This is a genomic window from Salmonella sp. NW38 (assembly GCF_051807745.1).
In the GTDB taxonomy this organism is placed as follows: Bacteria; Pseudomonadota; Gammaproteobacteria; order Enterobacterales; family Enterobacteriaceae; genus Salmonella; species Salmonella enterica.
The window spans coordinates 270,314-290,659 of record NZ_JAMMTO010000004.1 but is presented as its reverse complement, the minus strand read 5'-3'; the positions used below and the strand labels follow the sequence as shown (position 1 = coordinate 290,659).

Annotated in this window: 20 protein-coding genes; 13 read left to right on the top strand and 7 right to left on the bottom strand. The window is 48.8% G+C overall.

What is annotated here, in order from left to right; genetic code table 11:
- The first annotated feature begins 3 nt into the window (after positions 1-3).
- From waaO to NA624_RS09625, 5 genes are all read left to right on the top strand, one after another.
- Entirely contained in the window at positions 4-1,017 is a 1,014-nt protein-coding gene (waaO, locus tag NA624_RS09645; RefSeq protein WP_000088486.1) for a lipopolysaccharide 3-alpha-galactosyltransferase, read from the top strand.
- 17 nt (positions 1,018-1,034) lie between these two features.
- On the top strand, positions 1,035-2,048 hold the full coding sequence (rfaJ, locus tag NA624_RS09640; RefSeq protein ID WP_000376879.1) for a lipopolysaccharide 1,2-glucosyltransferase RfaJ: 1,014 nt from the start codon (positions 1,035-1,037) through the stop codon (positions 2,046-2,048).
- Positions 2,049-2,070: 22 nt separating this feature from the next.
- On the top strand, positions 2,071-2,769 hold the full coding sequence (rfaY, locus tag NA624_RS09635; protein ID WP_000582818.1) for a lipopolysaccharide core heptose(II) kinase RfaY: 699 nt from the start codon (positions 2,071-2,073) through the stop codon (positions 2,767-2,769).
- Between the two features lie 149 nt (positions 2,770-2,918).
- The gene (waaZ, locus tag NA624_RS09630; RefSeq protein ID WP_439040265.1) at positions 2,919-3,728 is read left to right on the top strand and encodes a 3-deoxy-D-manno-oct-2-ulosonate III transferase WaaZ; all 810 of its coding nucleotides are present in this window, start codon (positions 2,919-2,921) and stop codon (positions 3,726-3,728) included.
- Between the two features lie 99 nt (positions 3,729-3,827).
- Complete coding sequence (locus NA624_RS09625) at positions 3,828-4,973, top strand: lipopolysaccharide N-acetylglucosaminyltransferase (RefSeq protein WP_000591827.1); 1,146 nt, start codon at positions 3,828-3,830, stop codon at positions 4,971-4,973.
- Positions 4,974-5,029: 56 nt separating this feature from the next.
- Here the strand turns inward: NA624_RS09625 and rfaL are convergent, their stop codons facing one another.
- Genes rfaL through rfaD form a run of 4 tightly spaced genes read right to left on the bottom strand, consistent with a single transcriptional unit; the run spans position 5,030 to position 9,218 of the window.
- Positions 5,030-6,244 (bottom strand): O-antigen ligase RfaL, encoded by a 1,215-nt coding sequence (gene rfaL, locus NA624_RS09620; protein ID WP_000958439.1) that lies wholly within the window; start codon positions 6,242-6,244, stop codon positions 5,030-5,032.
- Between the two features lie 39 nt (positions 6,245-6,283).
- A complete protein-coding gene (rfaC, locus tag NA624_RS09615) occupies positions 6,284-7,237 on the bottom strand; it encodes a lipopolysaccharide heptosyltransferase RfaC (protein WP_001264612.1) in 954 nt (317 codons plus the stop codon).
- A complete protein-coding gene (rfaF, locus tag NA624_RS09610) occupies positions 7,237-8,283 on the bottom strand; it encodes an ADP-heptose--LPS heptosyltransferase RfaF (RefSeq protein WP_000699195.1) in 1,047 nt (348 codons plus the stop codon). The genes rfaC and rfaF overlap by 1 nt, the downstream gene beginning before the upstream one ends.
- 2 nt (positions 8,284-8,285) lie before the next feature.
- Positions 8,286-9,218, bottom strand: coding sequence for an ADP-glyceromanno-heptose 6-epimerase (gene rfaD / locus NA624_RS09605; protein WP_000587771.1), 933 nt, complete (start codon positions 9,216-9,218; stop codon positions 8,286-8,288).
- A gap of 202 nt (positions 9,219-9,420) precedes the next feature.
- Between rfaD and kbl the strand changes: the two genes are divergently transcribed.
- The 3 genes from kbl (at position 9,421) to NA624_RS09590 (ending at position 12,979) form a co-directional block, all read left to right on the top strand.
- Positions 9,421-10,617 carry a glycine C-acetyltransferase gene (gene kbl / locus NA624_RS09600; RefSeq protein WP_001213790.1) on the top strand — a complete coding sequence of 399 codons (1,197 nt, stop codon included), beginning with the start codon at positions 9,421-9,423 and terminating at the stop codon, positions 10,615-10,617.
- A gap of 9 nt (positions 10,618-10,626) precedes the next feature.
- Positions 10,627-11,652 carry an L-threonine 3-dehydrogenase gene (tdh, locus tag NA624_RS09595; protein WP_000645990.1) on the top strand — a complete coding sequence of 342 codons (1,026 nt, stop codon included), beginning with the start codon at positions 10,627-10,629 and terminating at the stop codon, positions 11,650-11,652.
- Positions 11,653-11,944: 292 nt separating this feature from the next.
- On the top strand, positions 11,945-12,979 hold the full coding sequence (locus NA624_RS09590; protein WP_000798189.1) for a glycosyltransferase: 1,035 nt from the start codon (positions 11,945-11,947) through the stop codon (positions 12,977-12,979).
- Here the strand turns inward: NA624_RS09590 and NA624_RS09585 are convergent.
- From NA624_RS09585 to gpmM, 3 genes are read right to left on the bottom strand one after another with little or no spacing between them, the layout of a single operon-like run.
- Entirely contained in the window at positions 12,966-13,928 is a 963-nt protein-coding gene (locus tag NA624_RS09585) for a divergent polysaccharide deacetylase family protein (protein ID WP_001135514.1), read from the bottom strand. The genes NA624_RS09590 and NA624_RS09585 overlap by 14 nt on opposite strands.
- Before the next feature lie 3 nt (positions 13,929-13,931).
- Positions 13,932-15,191, bottom strand: a complete 1,260-nt coding sequence (gene envC, locus NA624_RS09580; protein ID WP_058814511.1) for a murein hydrolase activator EnvC — start codon at positions 15,189-15,191, stop codon at positions 13,932-13,934.
- 33 nt (positions 15,192-15,224) lie between these two features.
- Positions 15,225-16,769 carry a 2,3-bisphosphoglycerate-independent phosphoglycerate mutase gene (gene gpmM, locus NA624_RS09575; RefSeq protein WP_000116575.1) on the bottom strand — a complete coding sequence of 515 codons (1,545 nt, stop codon included), beginning with the start codon at positions 16,767-16,769 and terminating at the stop codon, positions 15,225-15,227.
- A 247-nt stretch (positions 16,770-17,016) separates the two neighbouring features.
- Between gpmM and NA624_RS09570 the strand changes: the two genes are divergently transcribed.
- From NA624_RS09570 to cysE, 5 genes are all read left to right on the top strand, one after another.
- The gene (locus NA624_RS09570; protein WP_001156179.1) at positions 17,017-17,448 is read left to right on the top strand and encodes a rhodanese-like domain-containing protein; all 432 of its coding nucleotides are present in this window, start codon (positions 17,017-17,019) and stop codon (positions 17,446-17,448) included.
- Positions 17,449-17,533: 85 nt separating this feature from the next.
- On the top strand, positions 17,534-17,785 hold the full coding sequence (gene grxC / locus NA624_RS09565) for a glutaredoxin 3 (protein WP_001273796.1): 252 nt from the start codon (positions 17,534-17,536) through the stop codon (positions 17,783-17,785).
- 43 nt (positions 17,786-17,828) lie between these two features.
- On the top strand, positions 17,829-18,296 hold the full coding sequence (gene secB, locus NA624_RS09560) for a protein-export chaperone SecB (protein ID WP_000003370.1): 468 nt from the start codon (positions 17,829-17,831) through the stop codon (positions 18,294-18,296).
- The gene (gpsA, locus tag NA624_RS09555; protein WP_001076596.1) at positions 18,296-19,315 is read left to right on the top strand and encodes an NAD(P)H-dependent glycerol-3-phosphate dehydrogenase; all 1,020 of its coding nucleotides are present in this window, start codon (positions 18,296-18,298) and stop codon (positions 19,313-19,315) included. Before secB ends, gpsA begins: the two co-directional genes overlap by 1 nt.
- A gap of 77 nt (positions 19,316-19,392) precedes the next feature.
- Entirely contained in the window at positions 19,393-20,214 is an 822-nt protein-coding gene (gene cysE, locus NA624_RS09550; RefSeq protein WP_001112114.1) for a serine O-acetyltransferase, read from the top strand.
- Positions 20,215-20,346: the final 132 nt, after the last annotated feature.

Below are 20,346 nucleotides of genomic sequence, written 5' to 3'. Positions count from 1 at the left end.
ACTATGAGCAGAAAATATTTTGAAGAAGAAGTCATTCAACAGACTTTAGATTATAACTATGCACAACATAGTGATGCTGATAAATTTAATATAGCTTATGGGATTGATAAAAACTTTCTTTTTGGCTGTGGTGTTTCTATTGCATCGGTTCTCCTTGCTAACCCAGAGAAGGCGTTAGCTTTCCATGTTTTTACCGATTTCTTTGACTCTGAAGACCAGCAGCGATTTGAGGCATTAGCAAAACAGTACGCTACGCAGATTGTTGTTTACCTAATCGACTGTGAGCGCTTAAAATCGCTACCCAGTACCAAAAACTGGACCTATGCAACATACTTTAGATTCATTATCGCCGATTATTTTTCAGATAAAACAGATAGAGTACTTTATCTGGATGCTGATATTGCATGTAAGGGGAGTATTCAGGAGCTTATTGAGCTTAACTTCGCTGAAAATGAGATTGCGGCTGTCGTTGCTGAAGGCGAGTTGGAATGGTGGACTAAGCGCTCGGTTAGCCTGGCAACGCCTGGGCTGGTTTCTGGCTATTTTAATGCCGGTTTTATTTTAATTAACATACCTCTTTGGACCGCAGAAAATATCTCTAAGAAAGCGATTGAAATGCTAAAAGATCCGGAGGTAGTACAGCGCATAACGCACCTTGATCAGGATGTATTAAATATATTGTTAGTGAATAAAGCACGTTTTGTTGATAAAAAATTTAATACACAATTTAGTCTTAACTATGAATTAAAAGATTCAGTTATTAATCCAGTTGATGCTGAGACTGTATTTGTTCATTATATCGGACCAACGAAGCCCTGGCATAGTTGGGGGGCTTATCCTGTGTCACAATATTTTTTACAGGCTAAGAGCAACTCACCATGGTCTCATTGTGCACTTTTAAATCCAGTCACTAGTCATCAGTTACGTTATGCGGCAAAGCATATGTTTAATCAGAAGCATTATACTTCGGGTATAAATTATTATATAGCCTACTTTAAACGTAAACTTCTTGAATAAAACCCATAGGTGATGTAATGGATTCATTTCCTGAGATAGAAATAGCTGAATATAAAGTTTTTGATGAAAGTAATAATAATAATGATGATAACGTATTAAACATTTCTTATGGTGTTGATGAAAACTATCTTGATGGTGTGGGGGTATCAATTGCTTCAGTTGTATTAAATAATAATATCCCGCTCGCTTTCCATATTATTTGTGATTCATACTCCTCGTGTTTTGTAAAATATATAGAGCGTTTAGCCGTACAGCATCACATAAAAATTTCTCTTTATCTTATTAAAGTAGAAAGCCTTGAGGTATTGCCTCAAACTAAAGTATGGTCGAGAGCAATGTATTTTCGTTTATTTGCTTTCGATTATCTCAGCAAGAAGGTAAACACATTACTTTATTTGGATGCCGATGTTGTATGCAAAGGATCTTTGCAAGATCTTTTACAGCTTGATCTGACAGAGAAGATCGCTGCGGTCGTAAAAGATGTTGATTCCATCCAGAATAAGGTAAATGAGAGATTAAGAGCATTTAATTTACAAGGTGGTTATTTTAACTCCGGCGTGGTTTTTGTTAACCTGAAATTATGGAAAGAGAATGCCTTAACTGAAAAGGCATTTTTACTTCTGGCAGGTAAAGAGGCTGACTCTTTTAAATATCCCGATCAGGATGTTTTGAATATTCTCCTACAGGATAAAGTCATTTTTCTTCCGCGACCGTATAATACCATTTATACTATCAAAAGTGAGTTGAAAGATAAGTCACATAAAAAATATAGCAATATAATTAATGATAATACTATTTTAATTCATTATACGGGCGCTACAAAACCATGGCATGCCTGGGCAAATTATCCTTCAGTTATCTATTATAAAAATGCACGACTGAATTCGCCCTGGAAAGATTTTCCCGCAAAAGATGCGCGTACCATAGTTGAATTTAAGAAGCGATATAAACATCTTCTCGTGCAAGGTCATTACTTTAAAGGCCTTCTGGCTGGAAGCGCATATCTTTATCGTAAACTTTTCCACAAATAATTCCCTTCCTTAAATCTCCATTATGATTATTGAAAAAAAGGTTAAAAACTATACCGTCTTTGTCAAAAAAGACGGTGAAAAATACATTGAGATATTCAAAGATTTTCTATCTTATAATCATCAGGTTATTAAAGTCTTCCGTAATATAGAAGATACAAAAGTTGTATTGATTAATACAGACTACGGAAAATATATTCTCAAAGTATTTAGTCCAAAAGTAAAAAATACTGAACGATTTTTCAAATCGTTAGTAAAAGGAGATTACTACGAAAAGCTTTTTCATCAGACAGATCGTGTGCGGCGTGAAGGGTTTGCGGCGCTTAATGATTTTTACCTGCTGGCGGAAATTAAAACATTACGCTATGTAAAAACATACGTGATGATAATTGAGTATATTGAAGGTATTGAACTTGTTGATATGCCAGAAATTTCTGACGAGGTGAGAGGGAAAATCAAACAGTCGATATATTCTCTGCATCAGCATGGTATGGTTTCGGGCGATCCCCATAAAGGTAACTTTATCCTGCAAGGCAATGAGATCAGAATTATCGATTTGTCCGGAAAAAGACCTTCCAGGCAACGGAAAGCAAAGGATCGTATTGATTTAGAAAGACATTATGGTATCAAAAATAATGTGAGAGATATCGGATTTTACTTATTGATTTATAAGAAAAAAATTCGAAATTTCCTTCGTCGTATTAAGGGTAAGGAAAAGCGCTGATCAATGTAGCACGTTTGGTTTAATTTAAGGGGCTGACTGACTTTTATTTGCTGCAGCGTTATGACATACTTGAGAGAATTTGAGATGTAATATTAGTTATTGAATATAACATTTATTTATAGGTTGCATGATAAACATACGAGTTTTTTATGGGCAGCGTTAACTTCATAACTCACGCCGATGTTCTGCAACTTATTGCGAAAAGAACGGCTGAAGATTGTATTATTTTTCTTTCTGGTCCTACGTCCAGAAAGACGCCGCTGTCCTTGTTACGAATGAAAGATGTCATTGCAGTCAATGGTTCTGTTCAATATTTGCTAAACAATAACGTCAAGCCATTTTTGTACCTTCTGACGGATGTTCGCTTCCTCCATCGCCGGCGCGAAGATTTTTATAACTTTAGCCGCAACAGTCAGTTTACTATCGTCAATCTTGATGTGTACGAACAGGCTTCAGTGGATGAACAAAAATATATTGAAGAAAACTGTTTAATTATTCGCTCCTTTTATCGCCGAGAAAAAGGGGGCTTTTTAAAGAAAATTAAATTTAATATCCTCAAGCGGGTTCATAAAGCATTACTTATTTCAGTTCCCCTTTCGAAAAGAGGACGACTGGCTGGATTTTGCAAGGATATCAGCATCGGGTATTGCTCTTGCCATACTATTGCTTATACCGCTATTCAGGTTGCCTATTCCCTTAAGTATGGTCGTATTATATGTTCTGGGCTTGACTTAACAGGGAGTTGCCCACGTTTCTATGACGAATCTACCAGCCCTATGCCATCTGAGCTTAGTAAAGACTTGTTTAAAATACTGCCATTTTTTACTTTTATGAGAAAAAATGTGAGTGATTTAAATATCTTTAATTTATCAGATGATACTGCAATTCATTACGATATTATTCCATATATTACAGCCTCGGAACTTGAGGATGAAATATATTACGATAAAATTGTCTAGATACTAGATAAATCATTACTTTGCGTTGCTTTGGCACGCATTTCTTTTTCTATAACATTTCTTTTTCTATAAAGTTAACTATTCTGGATTATAGCTATTATGATTAAAAAAATCATATTTACTGTTACTCCTATATTTTCAATTCCTCCTCGTGGTGCGGCTGCGGTAGAAACCTGGATTTACCAGGTTGCAAAACGACTATCAATACCGAGTGCTATTGCTTGTATAAAGAATGCTGGCTATCCTGAATATAATAAAATAAACGATAACTGTGATATTCATTACATTGGGTTTAGTAAAGTTTATAAGCGTCTTTTTCAGAAATGGACTCGTCTCGACCCACTACCCTATTCCCAGCGCGTCCTTAATATTAGAGATAAAGTGACTACCCAGGAAGATAGCGTCATTGTTATTCATAATAGTATGAAACTGTATCGGCAGATCAGAGAGCGCAATCCGAATGCAAAACTGGTTATGCACATGCATAACGCATTTGAACCAGAACTTCCTGATAACGATGCAAAAATTATCGTGCCCAGTCAGTTTCTTAAAGCGTTTTATGAAGAAAGATTGCCTGCCGCTGCTGTTAGTATTGTGCCTAATGGTTTTTGTGCTGAGACTTATAAAAGAAACCCACAAGATAATCTTCGTCAGCAATTAAATATTGCGGAAGATGCCACCGTTCTCTTATATGCCGGGAGAATTTCGCCTGATAAAGGCATCCTGTTGCTTTTGCAGGCGTTCAAAAAATTACGTACCTTAAGAAGTAATATTAAACTTGTCGTTGTTGGCGACCCTTATGCAAGCCGCAAGGGTGAAAAAGCAGAGTATCAAAAGAAAGTACTGGACGCCGCAAAAGAGATTGGAACGGATTGTATTATGGCTGGGGGGCAATCTCCCGACCAGATGCATAACTTCTATCATATAGCCGATCTGGTTATTGTGCCGTCTCAGGTTGAAGAAGCATTTTGCATGGTGGCTGTAGAAGCGATGGCAGCAGGAAAAGCGGTTCTTGCCAGCAAAAAAGGGGGGATTAGCGAATTTGTGTTAGATGGCATAACGGGCTATCACCTCGCAGAACCTATGTCGAGCGACAGTATAATTAATGATATTAACCGTGCGCTTGCTGATAAGGAACGCCACCAGATTGCCGAAAAAGCAAAATCCCTGGTGTTTTCAAAATACAGTTGGGAAAATGTAGCGCAGCGTTTCGAGGAACAAATGAAAAGCTGGTTTGATAAGTGATTGAGTCCTGATGATGGAAAACGCGCTGATACCGTAATAAGTATCAGCGCGTTTTTTTATCTATTTCTTAGCGCCAGCAGAAAACCAGTAATGATACCAATTTGAGCAATATCGACCTGTTCAAAATTCCCACGAACGATATAAAAACCAATGAAAGATAAAAATAGCAAAAGATGAGCATTGTAGGGGCTTATCTCTACTTTCCTGAAGGTAGAGCTGGCTGTTTCCCTGATGATAGCGCCGTATAAATAGACCAAGCTCGCCAGACCCAATATGCCAGCACTAAACCAGATGTACAGGATGGTATTATGCGGACCGATGGATTCTTTAAAGGTCCACGTTGGATAATCGACAACGCGTTTATTATAAACACTATCATACACATCATTACCATAGCCGTAGCCCTTGATCGGGTTTTCCTGAATCAGTATCCACGCGGTACCCTGGGTTCCATTAGTATAACGATATGAGCTATCTGTCTGCTGTAATTTATACAGTAGTCGTTCCTGATCCGGTTTATGGCTTTGCTGAGTGATAACTAAAACGCCAGCAATAACCAGGATAGCAGCGCCAATTCCCATTAGTTTCCACTGACGGTTCAAAATCGCCCATAAAACGCCCACCACTAAAACTGCCAGCCATGCTCCCCGCGACAAGGTGCCTAACATTAAGAATAAGTAGACGGCGCTCAGCGCAAAGAAAGCGAGTTTGAGCGATGTTTTTCTGAATAGCCAGATATTCAACAATGCCGGGAACAGAAATACCATTGAATCAGATATATGTCGATGGTCATAGTTTGTAAATGGCATCACCCCCCTGGAATAGTCCTGAATATAAAAGACAATTTCAACCAGTGAACGTAATCCTAAACTTGTTAAAAAGGAGAAAAGTACTATTTTCGCAACCGTTTCTTTTGTTTCATCTTTTAATAGTACGGGAATTAATAAAGTATATAATAAGAAACCCTCCAGTACCGTATTTTCAAATTCCTTGAAACTTTCTTTCATATCTGGCGATATGAGTATGGAATAAACAAGGATTAATGATAATACTGCTACGCTATAAAATACGCTATTTTTGAAAAGAGGGGGGAAACTTTTCGGTGAGCGTGAGACCTGATAAATCGCGGTGATAATCATAAGTATGATTATCAAATGTTTATAACGCGTAATACCATCCAGAAAATACGTAGCAACAAAAAGAAAAACCAGCGCTTTATTCCAGATCGGTTTCCATTTCTCTTTATTTAACGTTAATGATGTGGTTAGCATCTTTTCTCCACAATAGGTTTGGGATGAGACAGAGTCTCTTTAATGAATCTTTCCAAATACGCTTGTGGCATCTAAATTCGCCAGGTTCTGTTCTGGTGAGCAGCATGCCATTTGGTTCTTCCCATAACCTCCAATTAACCCAGGGTCCGTTGGGCCATATAGCGTAATATTCGGTCTGTCGAGCGCGGCGGTGAGATGGCTCAGGCCGGTATCAACCGATACGACAAATTTTGCGCCAGCCAGCACTCTGGCGACCTCCTCCAGGCTCATCCGCGGTAACACATCCACATAGTCAAAGCCTTCGGCCAGTCGTTTAGCCCGGGCCTCCTCATGAGGCGCACCCCAGGGAAGTTTTATCCGTAATCCGGTGTTGCCCACCATACCGATAAGCTCGCGCCAGTTTGCTTCCGGCCAGTGTTTATCATCGCGGGTCGTGGCATGTAAAAATACCGCATATGGATCGCTGACCGCCTGCTGGCAATGCAGAAAATGTTTTGCGATGGCATAATCGCCCTGCGACTGCGGTTTATCGTATCCCAGGCTTTTGGCGAACAGCTCGCGCGTCCGTTCAACCGCATGTTGTTGCTTTGCGATATGGTGTTTACGGTTATAAAAAAGGCTGGCCAACGGTTCGCGGGCAGTACTCCAGTCCATACCGTGCTTTATCCCATGCGCCAGACGCGTCACCAGCGCCGCGCTTTTTACCAGCCCCTGCGCATCAATCACAGCGTCGTATTGGTTTGCGCATACCGCCCGATGAAAGGCTGTGCGTTCCGCTTTGATGGGCGCGGAAAACCAGGCCTTGCGCCAACGGCGAATAGCGACGGGAATCACGCGATCGACAGCACTGTGCCAGGACGGAATTTGCGCAAACCCTTCTTCGACAACCCAATCAAATTGAATCCCTGGAATCGCCTGTTGCGCGTCGGTAAGCGCAGGCAGGGTATGTAATACGTCGCCCATCGATGATGTTTTAACGATCAAAACCCGCATTAAACGCCCTCTTCCGACAACAGCGAATGAAGCTCTTCCAGAACCCGCTGCGGCATGATATCGATCAGGCTCTGGTGATAGCCTTGCGCCGTATCGCCTTTACGCACTTTGTGATAACCCGTAATAAGACGAATCACCCGGGCCTTATGAGACAGCGGCGGCGTGAAATCCGGGCTACTTGGGCCATACAAGGCGACCAGCGGGCGGTCGAGCGCCGCCGCGACGTGCATCAGCCCGGAATCGTTAGTGACGATGGCTTTACAGGCGGCTATCAGAATGACGGCCTGTTCCAGCTGGGTTTCCCCCGCCAGGTTGCGACACCATGCCTGCTGCTCGCTATTCAGCGCCGCCAGGATCTCATTTCCGGCTTCATGGTCTTTTGCTGAGCCAAACAGTACGACCTGATACCCTTCGTTAATGAGCTGTTTTGCCAGTTCGGCGTAGTGATAGTGCGGCCAACGTTTTGCCGGGCCAAATTCCGCGCCGGGGCAAAAGCCGATCAGAGGACGTTCAGAAGATAGTGAAAAGTCGCTGCACATCAGCGACTTTTCACCCTCGCTAACCTGGAGCTGTGGCCAGAGTAGCGGCTGCGGCAGATCTTTCGCCGTGCGCATCACGCCCTTGTCATAGGCCAGCGCCACGTAGCGCTCCACCATCAGCGGCCAGGCGTCTTTATCAAGGACGCGCGCATCGTTCAGCAGGCCATAGCGCATTTCGCCGCGCCAGCCGGTACGGTGCGGGATATTGGCAAAGAAAGGAATCAGCGCCGATTTAAACGAATTTGGCAGCACCCAGGCGCGATCGTAGCGCTTCTCACGCAGGCTATGGCCCAATCTACGGCGCTCGCCGATTTCCAGCGCGCCGTGGCCCAGCGGCATGGGTATCGCCTCGTTAACTTCCGGCATACGCGATAACAACGGACGGCACCAGGCTGGCGCCATCACGTCGATTATCGCCTGGGGATAGCGCGCTTTAAGCGTGCGATAGAGACTTTGCGACATCATCATGTCGCCCACCCAGGACGGGCCAATGACCAAAATTTTCATACTTACGCGTCGCGGTTCAGCCAGGCCATATACTCCGTGACGCCTTCGGCGACGGTCTTAAAGGGTTTGTCGTAGCCCGCGTTGCGCAGATTGGTTAAATCCGCCTGCGTAAACGCCTGATAGCGACCTTTCAGCTTATCCGGGAACGGAATGTATTCAATGCTACCTTTTTTATGGTATGCCAGCGTCGCGTCGGCGACGGCCTGGAAAGATTCCGCACGGCCTGTGCCCAGGTTAAAGATGCCGGACTTGCCGCTTTCCAGGAACCACAGGTTAACGGCGGCCACATCGCCCACGTAAACGAAGTCGCGCTTGAAGTTTTCGCTGCCTTCAAACAGTTTCGGGCTTTCGCCGTTGTTTAACTGTGTATTCAAATGAAATGCCACGCTTGCCATGCTGCCTTTATGGCCTTCACGTGGTCCATAGACGTTGAAATAGCGGAAACCGACAATCTGCGAGTTCGCTTCTGGCAGGATCTGGCGCACGTATTCATCAAACAGGAATTTAGAATAGCCGTAAACGTTAAGCGGTTTTTCGTATTCGCGCGATTCGATGAAATCAGACGTGCGACCGCCATAGGTGGCGGCAGAAGAGGCGTAGAGGAACGGGATTTCGCGCTCAAGACAATAGTGCAGCAGCTCTTTGGAGTATTGATAGTTGTTATCCATCATATACTTGCCGTCCCACTCGGTGGTGGAAGAGCAGGCGCCTTCATGGAAAATAGCTTCGATATCGCCGAGCTCTTCTCCGGACATAATCTGGATCAGGAAATCTTCCTTATCCATATAGTCAGCAATGTTCAGATCCACCAGGTTTACAAACTTGGTGCCGTCTTTCAGGTTATCCACCACCAGAATATCGGTGATACCTTTATCATTCAGGGCCTTAACGATATTGCTGCCGATAAAGCCCGCGCCGCCGGTAACGATGATCATAACTGTAACCTTTGAATTATGGTGTCAGAGACTGTCTCAGACATGAATGCTCTTATCATAACACTATTCATCCATTCACTGATAACCCGTGAGGATACGCGTGATTTATGCTGCATTTTAAAGAAGTGATGACGCGTCATCTCGTATCAACGTATCGCTTTGGGTAATATGTGCTGAAATTTGCCCAGTCTGGAGAATCGCAATGCGTGGGGATTTTTACAAACAGTTAACCAACGATCTGGAAACCGCCCGGGCGGAAGGATTGTTTAAAGAAGAGCGCATTATTACGTCTGCGCAGCAGGCGGATATCACCGTGGCGGATGGAAGCCACGTTATTAACTTTTGCGCCAATAACTATCTCGGGCTGGCGAATCACCCTGAGCTGATTAATGCCGCAAAAGCGGGCATGGACAGCCACGGTTTCGGTATGGCGTCCGTGCGTTTTATCTGCGGCACCCAGGACAGCCACAAAGCGCTGGAGCAAAAGCTGGCAAGCTTCCTCGGCATGGAAGATGCGATTCTGTATTCCTCCTGTTTCGACGCTAACGGCGGCTTGTTTGAGACGTTGCTGGGCGCGGAAGACGCCATTATCTCCGACGCGCTGAACCACGCGTCTATCATTGACGGCGTGCGTTTGTGTAAAGCGAAGCGCTATCGCTATGCCAACAACGATATGGCAGAGCTGGAAGCGCGGCTGAAAGAGGCGCGTGAGGCCGGCGCGCGTCATGTCCTGATCGCCACCGACGGGGTGTTCTCAATGGATGGCGTCATCGCCAATCTGAAAGGCGTCTGTGATCTGGCCGATAAATACGATGCGCTGGTGATGGTTGATGATTCTCACGCGGTAGGCTTTGTCGGCGAAAACGGTCGCGGTTCCCATGAATACTGCGACGTAATGGGCCGCGTAGATATTATTACCGGTACGCTGGGCAAAGCGTTAGGCGGCGCATCCGGCGGCTATACCGCGGCGCGCAAAGAGGTCGTTGAGTGGTTGCGTCAGCGTTCCCGCCCATATCTGTTTTCCAATTCACTGGCGCCGGCGATCGTGGCGGCTTCTATTAAAGTGTTAGAGATGGTGGAAGCGGGCGCAGAACTGCGCGATCGCTTGTGGGCGAACGCCCGGCAGTTCCGTGAGCAGATGTCTGCCGCGGGATTTACGCTGGCAGGCGCGGATCACGCCATCATCCCGGTAATGCTGGGAGATGCGGTTGTCGCGCAGAAATTTGCCCGCGAACTGCAAAAAGAGGGCATTTACGTTACCGGTTTCTTCTATCCGGTCGTACCAAAAGGTCAGGCGCGTATTCGTACCCAGATGTCTGCGGCGCATACGCCTGAGCAAATTACGCGTGCGGTAGACGCGTTCACGCGTATTGGTAAACAACTGGGCGTGATTGCCTGAGGATGTAAGATGAAAGCGTTATCCAAACTGAAAGCGGAAGAGGGCATCTGGATGACCGACGTTCCGGAACCGGAAGTCGGCCATAACGATTTGCTGATTAAAATCCGTAAAACAGCCATCTGCGGCACTGACGTTCACATCTATAACTGGGATGACTGGTCGCAAAAAACCATCCCGGTTCCGATGGTCGTGGGGCATGAATATGTCGGCGAAGTGGTCGGCATCGGTCAGGAAGTGAAAGGCTTTAAAATCGGCGATCGCGTCTCCGGCGAAGGTCATATCACCTGCGGTCATTGCCGCAACTGCCGCGGCGGTCGTACTCACCTGTGTCGCAACACCACCGGCGTGGGCGTCAACCGTCCCGGCTGCTTTGCGGAATACCTGGTCATCCCGGCGTTCAATGCGTTTAAAATCCCGGATAACATTTCTGATGATTTAGCCTCTATTTTCGACCCGTTTGGTAATGCGGTGCATACGGCGCTGTCTTTCGATCTGGTCGGCGAAGATGTACTGGTATCGGGGGCGGGGCCAATCGGCGTAATGGCCGCCGCGGTGGCGAAACATGTCGGCGCGCGTCATGTGGTGATTACTGACGTCAATGAATACCGTCTGGAGCTGGCGCGTAAAATGGGCGTCACCCGCGCGGTCAACGTCGCGAAAGAGAGCCTGAACGACGTCATGGCGGAGCTGGGAATGACCGAAGGGTTCGATGTGGGTCTGGAGATGTCCGGCGCGCCGCCGGCGTTTCGTACCATGCTGGACACCATGAATCACGGCGGTCGTATTGCGATGCTGGGGATTCCGCCATCAGATATGTCTATCGACTGGACTAAAGTTATCTTTAAGGGCTTGTTCATTAAAGGTATTTATGGTCGTGAGATGTTCGAAACGTGGTACAAAATGGCGGCGCTGATCCAGTCCGGTCTGGATCTGTCACCGATTATCACCCATCGTTTCTCTATTGATGATTTCCAGAAAGGTTTTGACGCCATGCGTTCAGGCCAGTCAGGAAAAGTTATTCTGAGCTGGGATTAATATGTATAGAGACCCGATAATTTTATCGGGTCTGATATACGTTTCATCGTAAAAGGTTGGTGTCATTCGCCAACCTTTTTTGTTAGGGAAAATCTGGAAAGCCGTAAAGAATTGTCATAGACATCAAGCATTCGTAATTGCGCTTTACTCTTATTTTACTCGCTAACGTCACGCTCTACTCTGAGTTTTGTGCTTGCTTTTTACTGTAAAAATTAATTATGGCGACTTAATAGTTTCTTAATAGAGCCACAGTATAAAGGCAGGGTAAATTAAGGTTTTTCTGGTAATCGTTATGAAAAATAGTAAAACCAAAGTGAGTATCATTATCCCGTTATATAATGCGGGAGCGGATTTTAATGCTTGCATGGCGTCGTTAATCGCGCAAACGTGGTCGGCGCTGGAAATTATTATTGTGAATGATGGATCGACGGATCATTCCGTTGAGATAGCAAAACATTACGCGGAACATTACCCGCATGTGCGACTGCTTCATCAGGCCAATGCTGGCGCATCTGTCGCCCGTAATCTTGGCCTGCAAGCGGCGACCGGCGATTATGTCGCCTTTGTCGATGCGGATGACCTGGTCTACCCGAAGATGTATGAAACGCTGATGACCATGGCGCTTAACGATGATCTGGACGTTGCGCAGTGTAATGCGGACTGGTGCGTCCGAAAAACCGGGCACGCCTGGCAATCTATTCCGACCGATCGTCTGCGTTCCACCGGGGTATTAAGCGGACCGGATTGGTTGCGTATGGCGCTGGCCTCGCGGCGCTGGACGCATGTTGTCTGGATGGGCGTGTATCGACGTGCGTTAATTACCGATAACAATATTACTTTCGTTCCCGGACTACATCATCAGGACATATTATGGTCGACGGAAGTTATGTTTAATGCCACGCGCGTACGTTATACCGAACAATCATTATATAAATATTTCCTGCATGATAATTCGGTAAGCCGTTTGCAAAGACAAGGCAATAAAAATCTTAATTATCAGCGGCATTATATTAAAATTACGCGATTATTAGAAAAGCTCAATCGTGATTATGCCCATCGTATTCCGATTTACCCGGAATTTCGCCAGCAAATTACCTGGGAAGCGTTACGCGTTTGTCATGCGGTGCGTAAAGAACCTGATATTTTGACCCGCCAGCGTATGATTGCCGAAATTTTTACTTCTGGCATGTATAGACGGATGATGGCTAACGTCCGCAGCGCGAAAGCGGCTTATCAGACGCTACTCTGGTCTTTCCGGCTGTGGCAATGGCGCGACAAAACTTTGTCGCACCGTCGTATGGCCCGTAAGGCGCTCAATCTGTCTTAGCGCTCACGTTTTTAGGCGCGGCGATTTTCCCCCAGCCTTGCCACTGGTGCTGAAACCAGACAACCACGGAACTTTGCGTAATGCTCTCGCCGATGACGCTGAAAAAGCGCGTAGCGTAGACCGGTTGCAGCGGTTTTTTCGGCTTGCACATCTTCACGCCGCGAAAGGGATTGCGCGGCGCGTCAATTTTCTGCGGCGTCAAACCAGGTCGGGACGTATCTACCTGCGGTTCGTTGAGCAGGCTGCCTGGACGTACCAGGGTGATATCCGCCGGCAGGCGATAAACCATCTGTTGCAGCACGCGAACCGTTGCGGGATGCGGATGACCAATCGCGATAGCGGAACCGTTGCGACGGGCCAGTTCGATAGCGCGATTAAACTGACGGCGGATATCCGCCTCGTTTTGCGTATCGTCGAGGAACACTTTGCGCTTGATCACTTTCACACCCGTACCGGATGCCGCGCGCATCGCCTGGCTATTGCCAATCGTCATGCTGTCGAGAAAATAGAGATTGTAATGTTCCAGCGCCTGCATAACTTTTTGCATACCGAACAGGCTGGAAGTCATTGCGCTGCCCATGTGGTTATTAAGCCCGACGGCATACGGCACGTTGTTTACCGCCTCGCGGATAATGCGCTCGATCTCATCGCTGCTCATATCTGGTCGCAGCGTATCCTTCTCCAGCGGCTGTTTGCTTAGCGGCGCCATCGGCAGATGGATTAACACCTCATGCCCGCTATTGTGCGCTTTAGTTGCCATTTCGCGCGCGTGCGGCGCGTTGGGCAGCACGGCGACGGAGATGTTTGGCGGCAGCGCCAGAACCTGGTTTTCCGTATGCGGGCGATAGCCAAAATCATCAATCACGATGGCGAGCTTGCCAGCGAAAACGGGATGTGCAAACGCCAGCAAAGTGGCCAGCGTGAGAATGGAGCGACGAAACTGAGGCAAAACTTATCTTCCCAACCACGGCTGTGGATTGACGGCCTGACCCTGGCGACGAATTTCGAAATAAAGCGAGGGTCTGCCCTGACCGCCGCTACTGCCCACAAGGGCGATAGGTTGTCCGGCGCGCACCTGCGCGCCTACGCTGACCAGCGCGCTCTGGTTATAGCCGTAAAGGCTCATATCGCCTTTACCATGCTCCACGACCACCACCAGGCCATAGCCTTGCAGCCAGTCCGCCAGAATCACCCTGCCGTCGGCGATGGCTTTGACCTCGGTGCCTTCCGACGCGCCGATCACCATCCCCTTCCAACGTAGCTCACCTTGCAGCCGTTCGCCATAGCGATGCAATATCGGGCCGCGTACCGGCCAGTATGCCTGACCGCGAGGCGCGCCCAGACCGCCGGTGCGGGACATTAGCGAACGCTCGCTTTCCGTCGGCTTATAGGTGCTGCCTTTACGCGAGGCTTCCTGCTGCTTATCGCGTACCGCCTGCGCTTCGCGGGCTTCACGCTCCGCTCGCGCTTTGGCCGCCGCTTCTGCCCGCGCGATACTGTTGCGTAGGCGTGATTCGTTGGCGCGTAGTTCGCTTAACTGTTGCTGGCCTTGCTGAATAGACGACTCCAGTCCGGCAAGCGTTTTCTTACGTTCATTACGCGCCTGCTCCAGCTTCGCCTGCTGGGCGCGTTGTTCATACAGCAACGTTTGTTGTTGGCTTTGCTTCTCTTCCAGCTCGGCTTTTTGCGTGGCGACCTGTTCGCGAGTCTGTTTCAGTTCGGCGATAGTCTCCTGGCGCGCCTGGTTCAGATAGCCGAAGTAGGCCTGCAGGCGTTGCCCACGCTGGCTTTCTTCTCCGCTAAGAATAAGCTGAATGCCGGTGTGTTCGCCCTGGCGGAAAGCGGCGTCCAACTGCGCGGCGAGATTACGCTCCTGGCTGGCTTTTTGCTGCTCCAGTTTGGCAATTGAGGCGTTCATCTCATCAATTTGCGCGTTTAACTGATCCAGAGTGCTTTGCGTTTCGCGCAGCTTACGCGCTGCGGCCGAGATGGCCTCTTCCTGGGCTTTCAGTTGTGCCAGGAGGCTGGCGCGCTGTTGCTGCTGCTGGCGTACGTCGCGTTCTTTCGCGGCGATATCGGCCTGAATAGATTTAAGTTGATCACGGTCATCCGCGTGGGCGGAAAAGGCGCACAACAATACGCCAGCGCTAAGTACGCTGGCGTAGAACAAAGGCCTGACTGAAAACGTTCTTGGTTTCACGGCCTGTTGAATGGTGTTAATCGCCTTTCCCCTCATGGGGAGGGATTATTCCACGATGAACAGCGGCTTACCAGTCATCTCTTGCGGGATTTCCATCCCCATCAGCGACAGCATGGTAGGCGCAATGTCTGAAAGTTTGCCGCCTTCGACCGCCTTCACGTTTTTCTCGCCGACATAAATCAGCGGCACCGGCAGGTTGGTGTGGGCGGTATGCGCCTGACCGGTCGCCGGATCGCGCATCTGCTCCGCGTTGCCGTGGTCCGCGGTAATCAACAGTTGTCCACCAACGGACTCAACCGCTTTTGTTACCTGGTCAATGCAGTTATCCAACGCTTCCACCGCTTTGATGGCGGCTTCCATCACGCCGGTATGACCGACCATATCGCCGTTTGGATAGTTACAAATGATGGTGTCGTACTTACCGCTTTCGATCGCCGCGACCAATTTTTCAGTCAATTCTGCAGAGCTCATTTCCGGTTGCAGGTCATAAGTGGCCACTTTCGGGGAGTTGATCAGAATGCGCTCTTCGCCAGCAAACGGTTCTTCTACGCCGCCGTTAAAGAAAAAGGTTACGTGCGCATATTTTTCCGTTTCGGAAATACGCAGCTGAGTTTTGTCGTTTTTCGCCATCCATTCGCCAAAGGTATTCGCCAGCGACGCTGGTGGGTAGGCAACGGCAGTTTTGATGTCGGCGGCGTATTCGGTCAGCATCACAAAGTTCAGATTAACCACTTTCTTACGCGCAAAGCCGTCGAAATCAGCGTTAACGAAAGCGCGGGTAATTTCGCGCGCGCGGTCAGCGCGGAAGTTCATGAAAATCAGCGTATCGCCGTCTTCCATCGCCGCATCAGCCTGGCCCTCGGCGCGGATAACGGTTGCTTTGACAAACTCATCGTTTTCATCACGAGCGTAAGCGGCCTGCAGGCCAGCCACAGCGGTATCCGCCTGGAATTCGCCCTGGGCCAGGGTCATCAGATCATACGCTTTTTCCACGCGATCCCAACGGTTGTCGCGGTCCATAGCGTAGTAACGACCGACGATAGACGCCACGCGGCCTTTGCCCAGCGCGGCGAATTTGTCTTCGAATTTTTTCAGCGAGGCTTCAGCGCTGCGCGGCGGCGTGTCGCGACCGTCGAGGAAGGCGTGCAGATAGATTTTTTCTGCGCCGCGCTCTGCGGCCAGTTCCACCATCGCCATAATGTGATCTTCGTGGCTGTGGACGCCGCCCGCGGACAGCAGACCCATAATATGAACCGCTTTACCGGCGTTTTTCGCCTGGTCTACCGCATTGGTCAGGACTGGGTTAGCAAAGAAAGTACGTTCTTTAATTTCAACGTCCAGACGCGTCAGGTCCTGATAAACGATGCGGCCTGCGCCCAGGTTAACGTGGCCCACTTCGGAGTTGCCCATCTGGCGGTCAGGCAGACCCACTTCCAGACCGGATGCGTCGATCAGGGTATGCGGACGTTTTGCCCACAGAGCATCCATCACCGGGGTTTTGGCGTTTAAGATAGCGTTATCCTGCTGTTCTTCACGGTAGCCGTAGCCATCCAGAATCACCAGTACCATAGGTTTTTTAGAAACCGACATTGCGACAACCTCATACTCAATAGACAAAATAATTGCGTAATTTTACTACAGCTGAATCGATAAAATAGCCTCAGAAGATCAAAGAAAGGGATCGCGCTGGCGTGAGAAGGCAAGTAATAGCGTGATTTTTTTTCGTAGCGCCCCGCAAAAATGCATTCCAGTGCACGCTCTGGCTGTATTTGCGCCACTGCGCAGGTATACTCCTTTCCTGGTTTTTTAATCACTACGTCGGGAGTTGTTACCCCCCATGCAAGAAATTATGCAATTTGTTGGCCGTCATCCCATACTGAGTATCGCCTGGATTGCGTTACTGGTGGCGGTTTTATTTACCACGTTCAAAGGTCTGACTTCAAAAGTTAAGGTGATTACACGCGGCGAAGCCACGCGCCTTATCAACAAAGAGGACGCCGTTGTTGTGGATTTACGTCAACGTGACGATTTCCGTAAAGGCCATATCGCTGGCGCGACCAATTTGCTGCCGAGCGAAATCAAAGCCAACAATGTTGGCGAACTGGAAAAGCACAAAGACAAGCCGATTATCGTGGTCGACGGTTCTGGTATGCAGTGCCAGGAATCCGCTAACGCGCTGACAAAAGCCGGCTTTGAAAAGGTCTTTGTGTTGAAAGAAGGCGTAGCAGGCTGGAGCGGCGAGAATCTGCCTCTGGTGCGCGGTAAGTGATTACCCGTCGTTTTCATGACGCAAGGGGAATGACTTGCCCTTGCGTCGACATGAAATCCATCGGGTAAAAAACAGGAGCGAAGTCATGGCCAATATTGAAATCTACACCAAAGCAACCTGTCCGTTTTGCCATCGTGCAAAGACGCTGTTAAACAGCAAGGGCGTGAGTTTCCAGGAAATTGCGATTGACGGCGACGCCGTGAAGCGTGAAGAGATGATCAAACGTAGTGGCCGAACGACGGTTCCGCAAATTTTTATTGATGCACAGCACATTGGCGGTTGTGACGACTTGTATGCGCTGGATGCGCGTGGTGGACTGGATCCGCTGTTGCGTTAAGGCGTACTCAAGTATTTAAGGACAACACTAAAGGGTTTTACACATGTCAGAACAAAATAACACTGAAATGGCTTTCCAGATCCAACGTATCTATACCAAGGATGTTTCTTTCGAAGCGCCAAACGCACCGCATGTTTTCCAGAAAGATTGGCAGCCAGAGGTTAAACTGGATCTTGATACGGCATCTTCCCAACTGGCGGATGACGTTTATGAAGTTGTGCTGCGTGTTACCGTAACGGCTTCCCTGGGGGAAGAAACCGCGTTCCTGTGCGAAGTTCAGCAGGCCGGTATTTTCTCCATCAGCGGTATTGAAGGTACTCAGATGGCGCATTGCCTGGGCGCATACTGCCCGAACATTTTGTTCCCGTATGCTCGCGAGTGCATCACCAGCCTGGTTTCACGCGGTACGTTCCCGCAACTGAACCTTGCGCCGGTCAATTTTGATGCGCTGTTCATGAACTATTTGCAGCAGCAGGCTGGCGAAGGTACTGAAGAACATCAGGATGCCTGATGAACCAAAGTAATGCGTCAATGACAGTCATCGGTGCCGGCTCGTACGGCACCGCTCTTGCCATCACTCTGGCGAGAAACGGCCACCAGGTTGTCCTGTGGGGCCACGACCCAAAACATATCGCGACCCTGGAGCACGATCGCTGCAACGTCGCGTTCCTTCCCGATGTGCCTTTTCCCGATACGTTACACCTGGAAAGCGACTTAGCAACCGCGCTGGCGGCCAGTCGTAACATTCTGGTGGTGGTGCCAAGCCATGTTTTCAGCGACGTGCTGCGGCAGATTAAACCGCTGATGCGTCCGGATGCGCGTCTGGTATGGGCGACCAAAGGCCTGGAAGCGGAAACGGGGCGCCTGTTGCAGGATGTCGCTCGCGAAGCGTTAGGCGATCAAATCCCGCTGGCGGTGATTTCCGGTCCGACGTTCGCTAAAGAGCTGGCGGCGGGTTTGCCGACGGCAATCTCGCTGGCCTCAACCGATGAGACCTTTGCCGACGATCTCCAGCAACTGTTGCACTGCGGAAAAAGTTTTCGCGTCTATATCAATGCGGATTTTATCGGCGTGCAGCTTGGCGGCGCGGTGAAAAACGTGATTGCGATTGGCGCGGGGATGTCTGACGGCATCGGCTTCGGCGCGAACGCCCGCACGGCGCTAATCACGCGTGGACTGACCGAAATGTCGCGGCTTGGCGCAGCGCTTGGTGCCGATCCCGCCACCTTTATGGGGATGGCGGGCTTAGGCGATCTGGTGCTGACCTGTACCGACAACCAGTCGCGCAACCGTCGTTTTGGCATGATGCTTGGCCAGGGCATGGACGTTAAAGGCGCGCAGGATAAGATTGGCCAGGTGGTCGAAGGCTATCGCAATACGAAAGAAGTTCGTGAATTGGCGCACCGTTTTGGTGTTGAAATGCCAATAACCGAGGAAATTTATCAAGTATTGTATTGCGGAAAAAACGCGCGCGAGGCAGCATTAACGTTATTAGGTCGCGCCCGCAAGGAAGAGCTGAGTCGCCACTAGCCGTAAGGAACTGTTTGCATAAACGACCCAACCCGCACAGAACGGGTTGGTCGTTTTCTGCCCGTCTGGAGTAAGCCATGCCGTGTGAAGAACTGGAAATCGTCTGGAAGAATATTAAAGCTGAAGCCCGCGCTTTAGCTGACTGTGAGCCTATGTTGGCCAGTTTTTATCACGCCACGCTACTCAAGCATGAAAATCTGGGCAGTGCGCTGAGCTATATGCTGGCAAATAAACTGGCTTCGCCCATCATGCCCGCTATCGCTATCCGTGAAGTAGTTGAAGAGGCCTATGCCGCCGACCCGGAAATGATCGCGTCGGCAGCCTGCGATATTCAGGCCGTGCGCACTCGCGATCCGGCGGTGGATAAATACTCCACGCCGCTGTTATATCTGAAAGGCTTTCATGCGCTACAGGCCTACCGCATTGGTCACTGGTTGTGGAATAAAGGTCGCCGCGCGCTGGCTATCTTCCTGCAAAATCAGGTTTCGGTCTCGTTTCAGGTGGATATTCACCCGGCAGCGAAAATTGGCCGCGGGATTATGCTCGACCATGCCACCGGTATTGTGGTGGGGGAGACGGCGGTTATTGAAGATGATGTGTCGATTCTGCAATCCGTCACCCTGGGCGGTACCGGGAAAACGAGCGGCGATCGCCATCCTAAAATCCGCGAAGGCGTGATGATTGGCGCGGGCGCGAAAATTCTCGGCAATATCGAGGTGGGGCGCGGCGCGAAAATTGGCGCAGGTTCCGTTGTTTTACAGCCTGTCCCGCCGCACACTACCGCTGCAGGCGTTCCGGCGCGTATTGTCGGCAAGCCGGGCAGCGATAAGCCGTCGATGGATATGGACCAGCATTTCAACGGGCTACACCATACGTTTGAGTATGGCGACGGCATCTGATTTCGAGCTATCTTACTTGCCATATTGAACCTGGGCTATGCTCGTCATCCTCTCGTATTGCGTGTACGCTCAGGTAGACAAGCGCAGTCCGTGTCCAATCTGGCTGCGCCGATAACGCTCGAAACGAATATT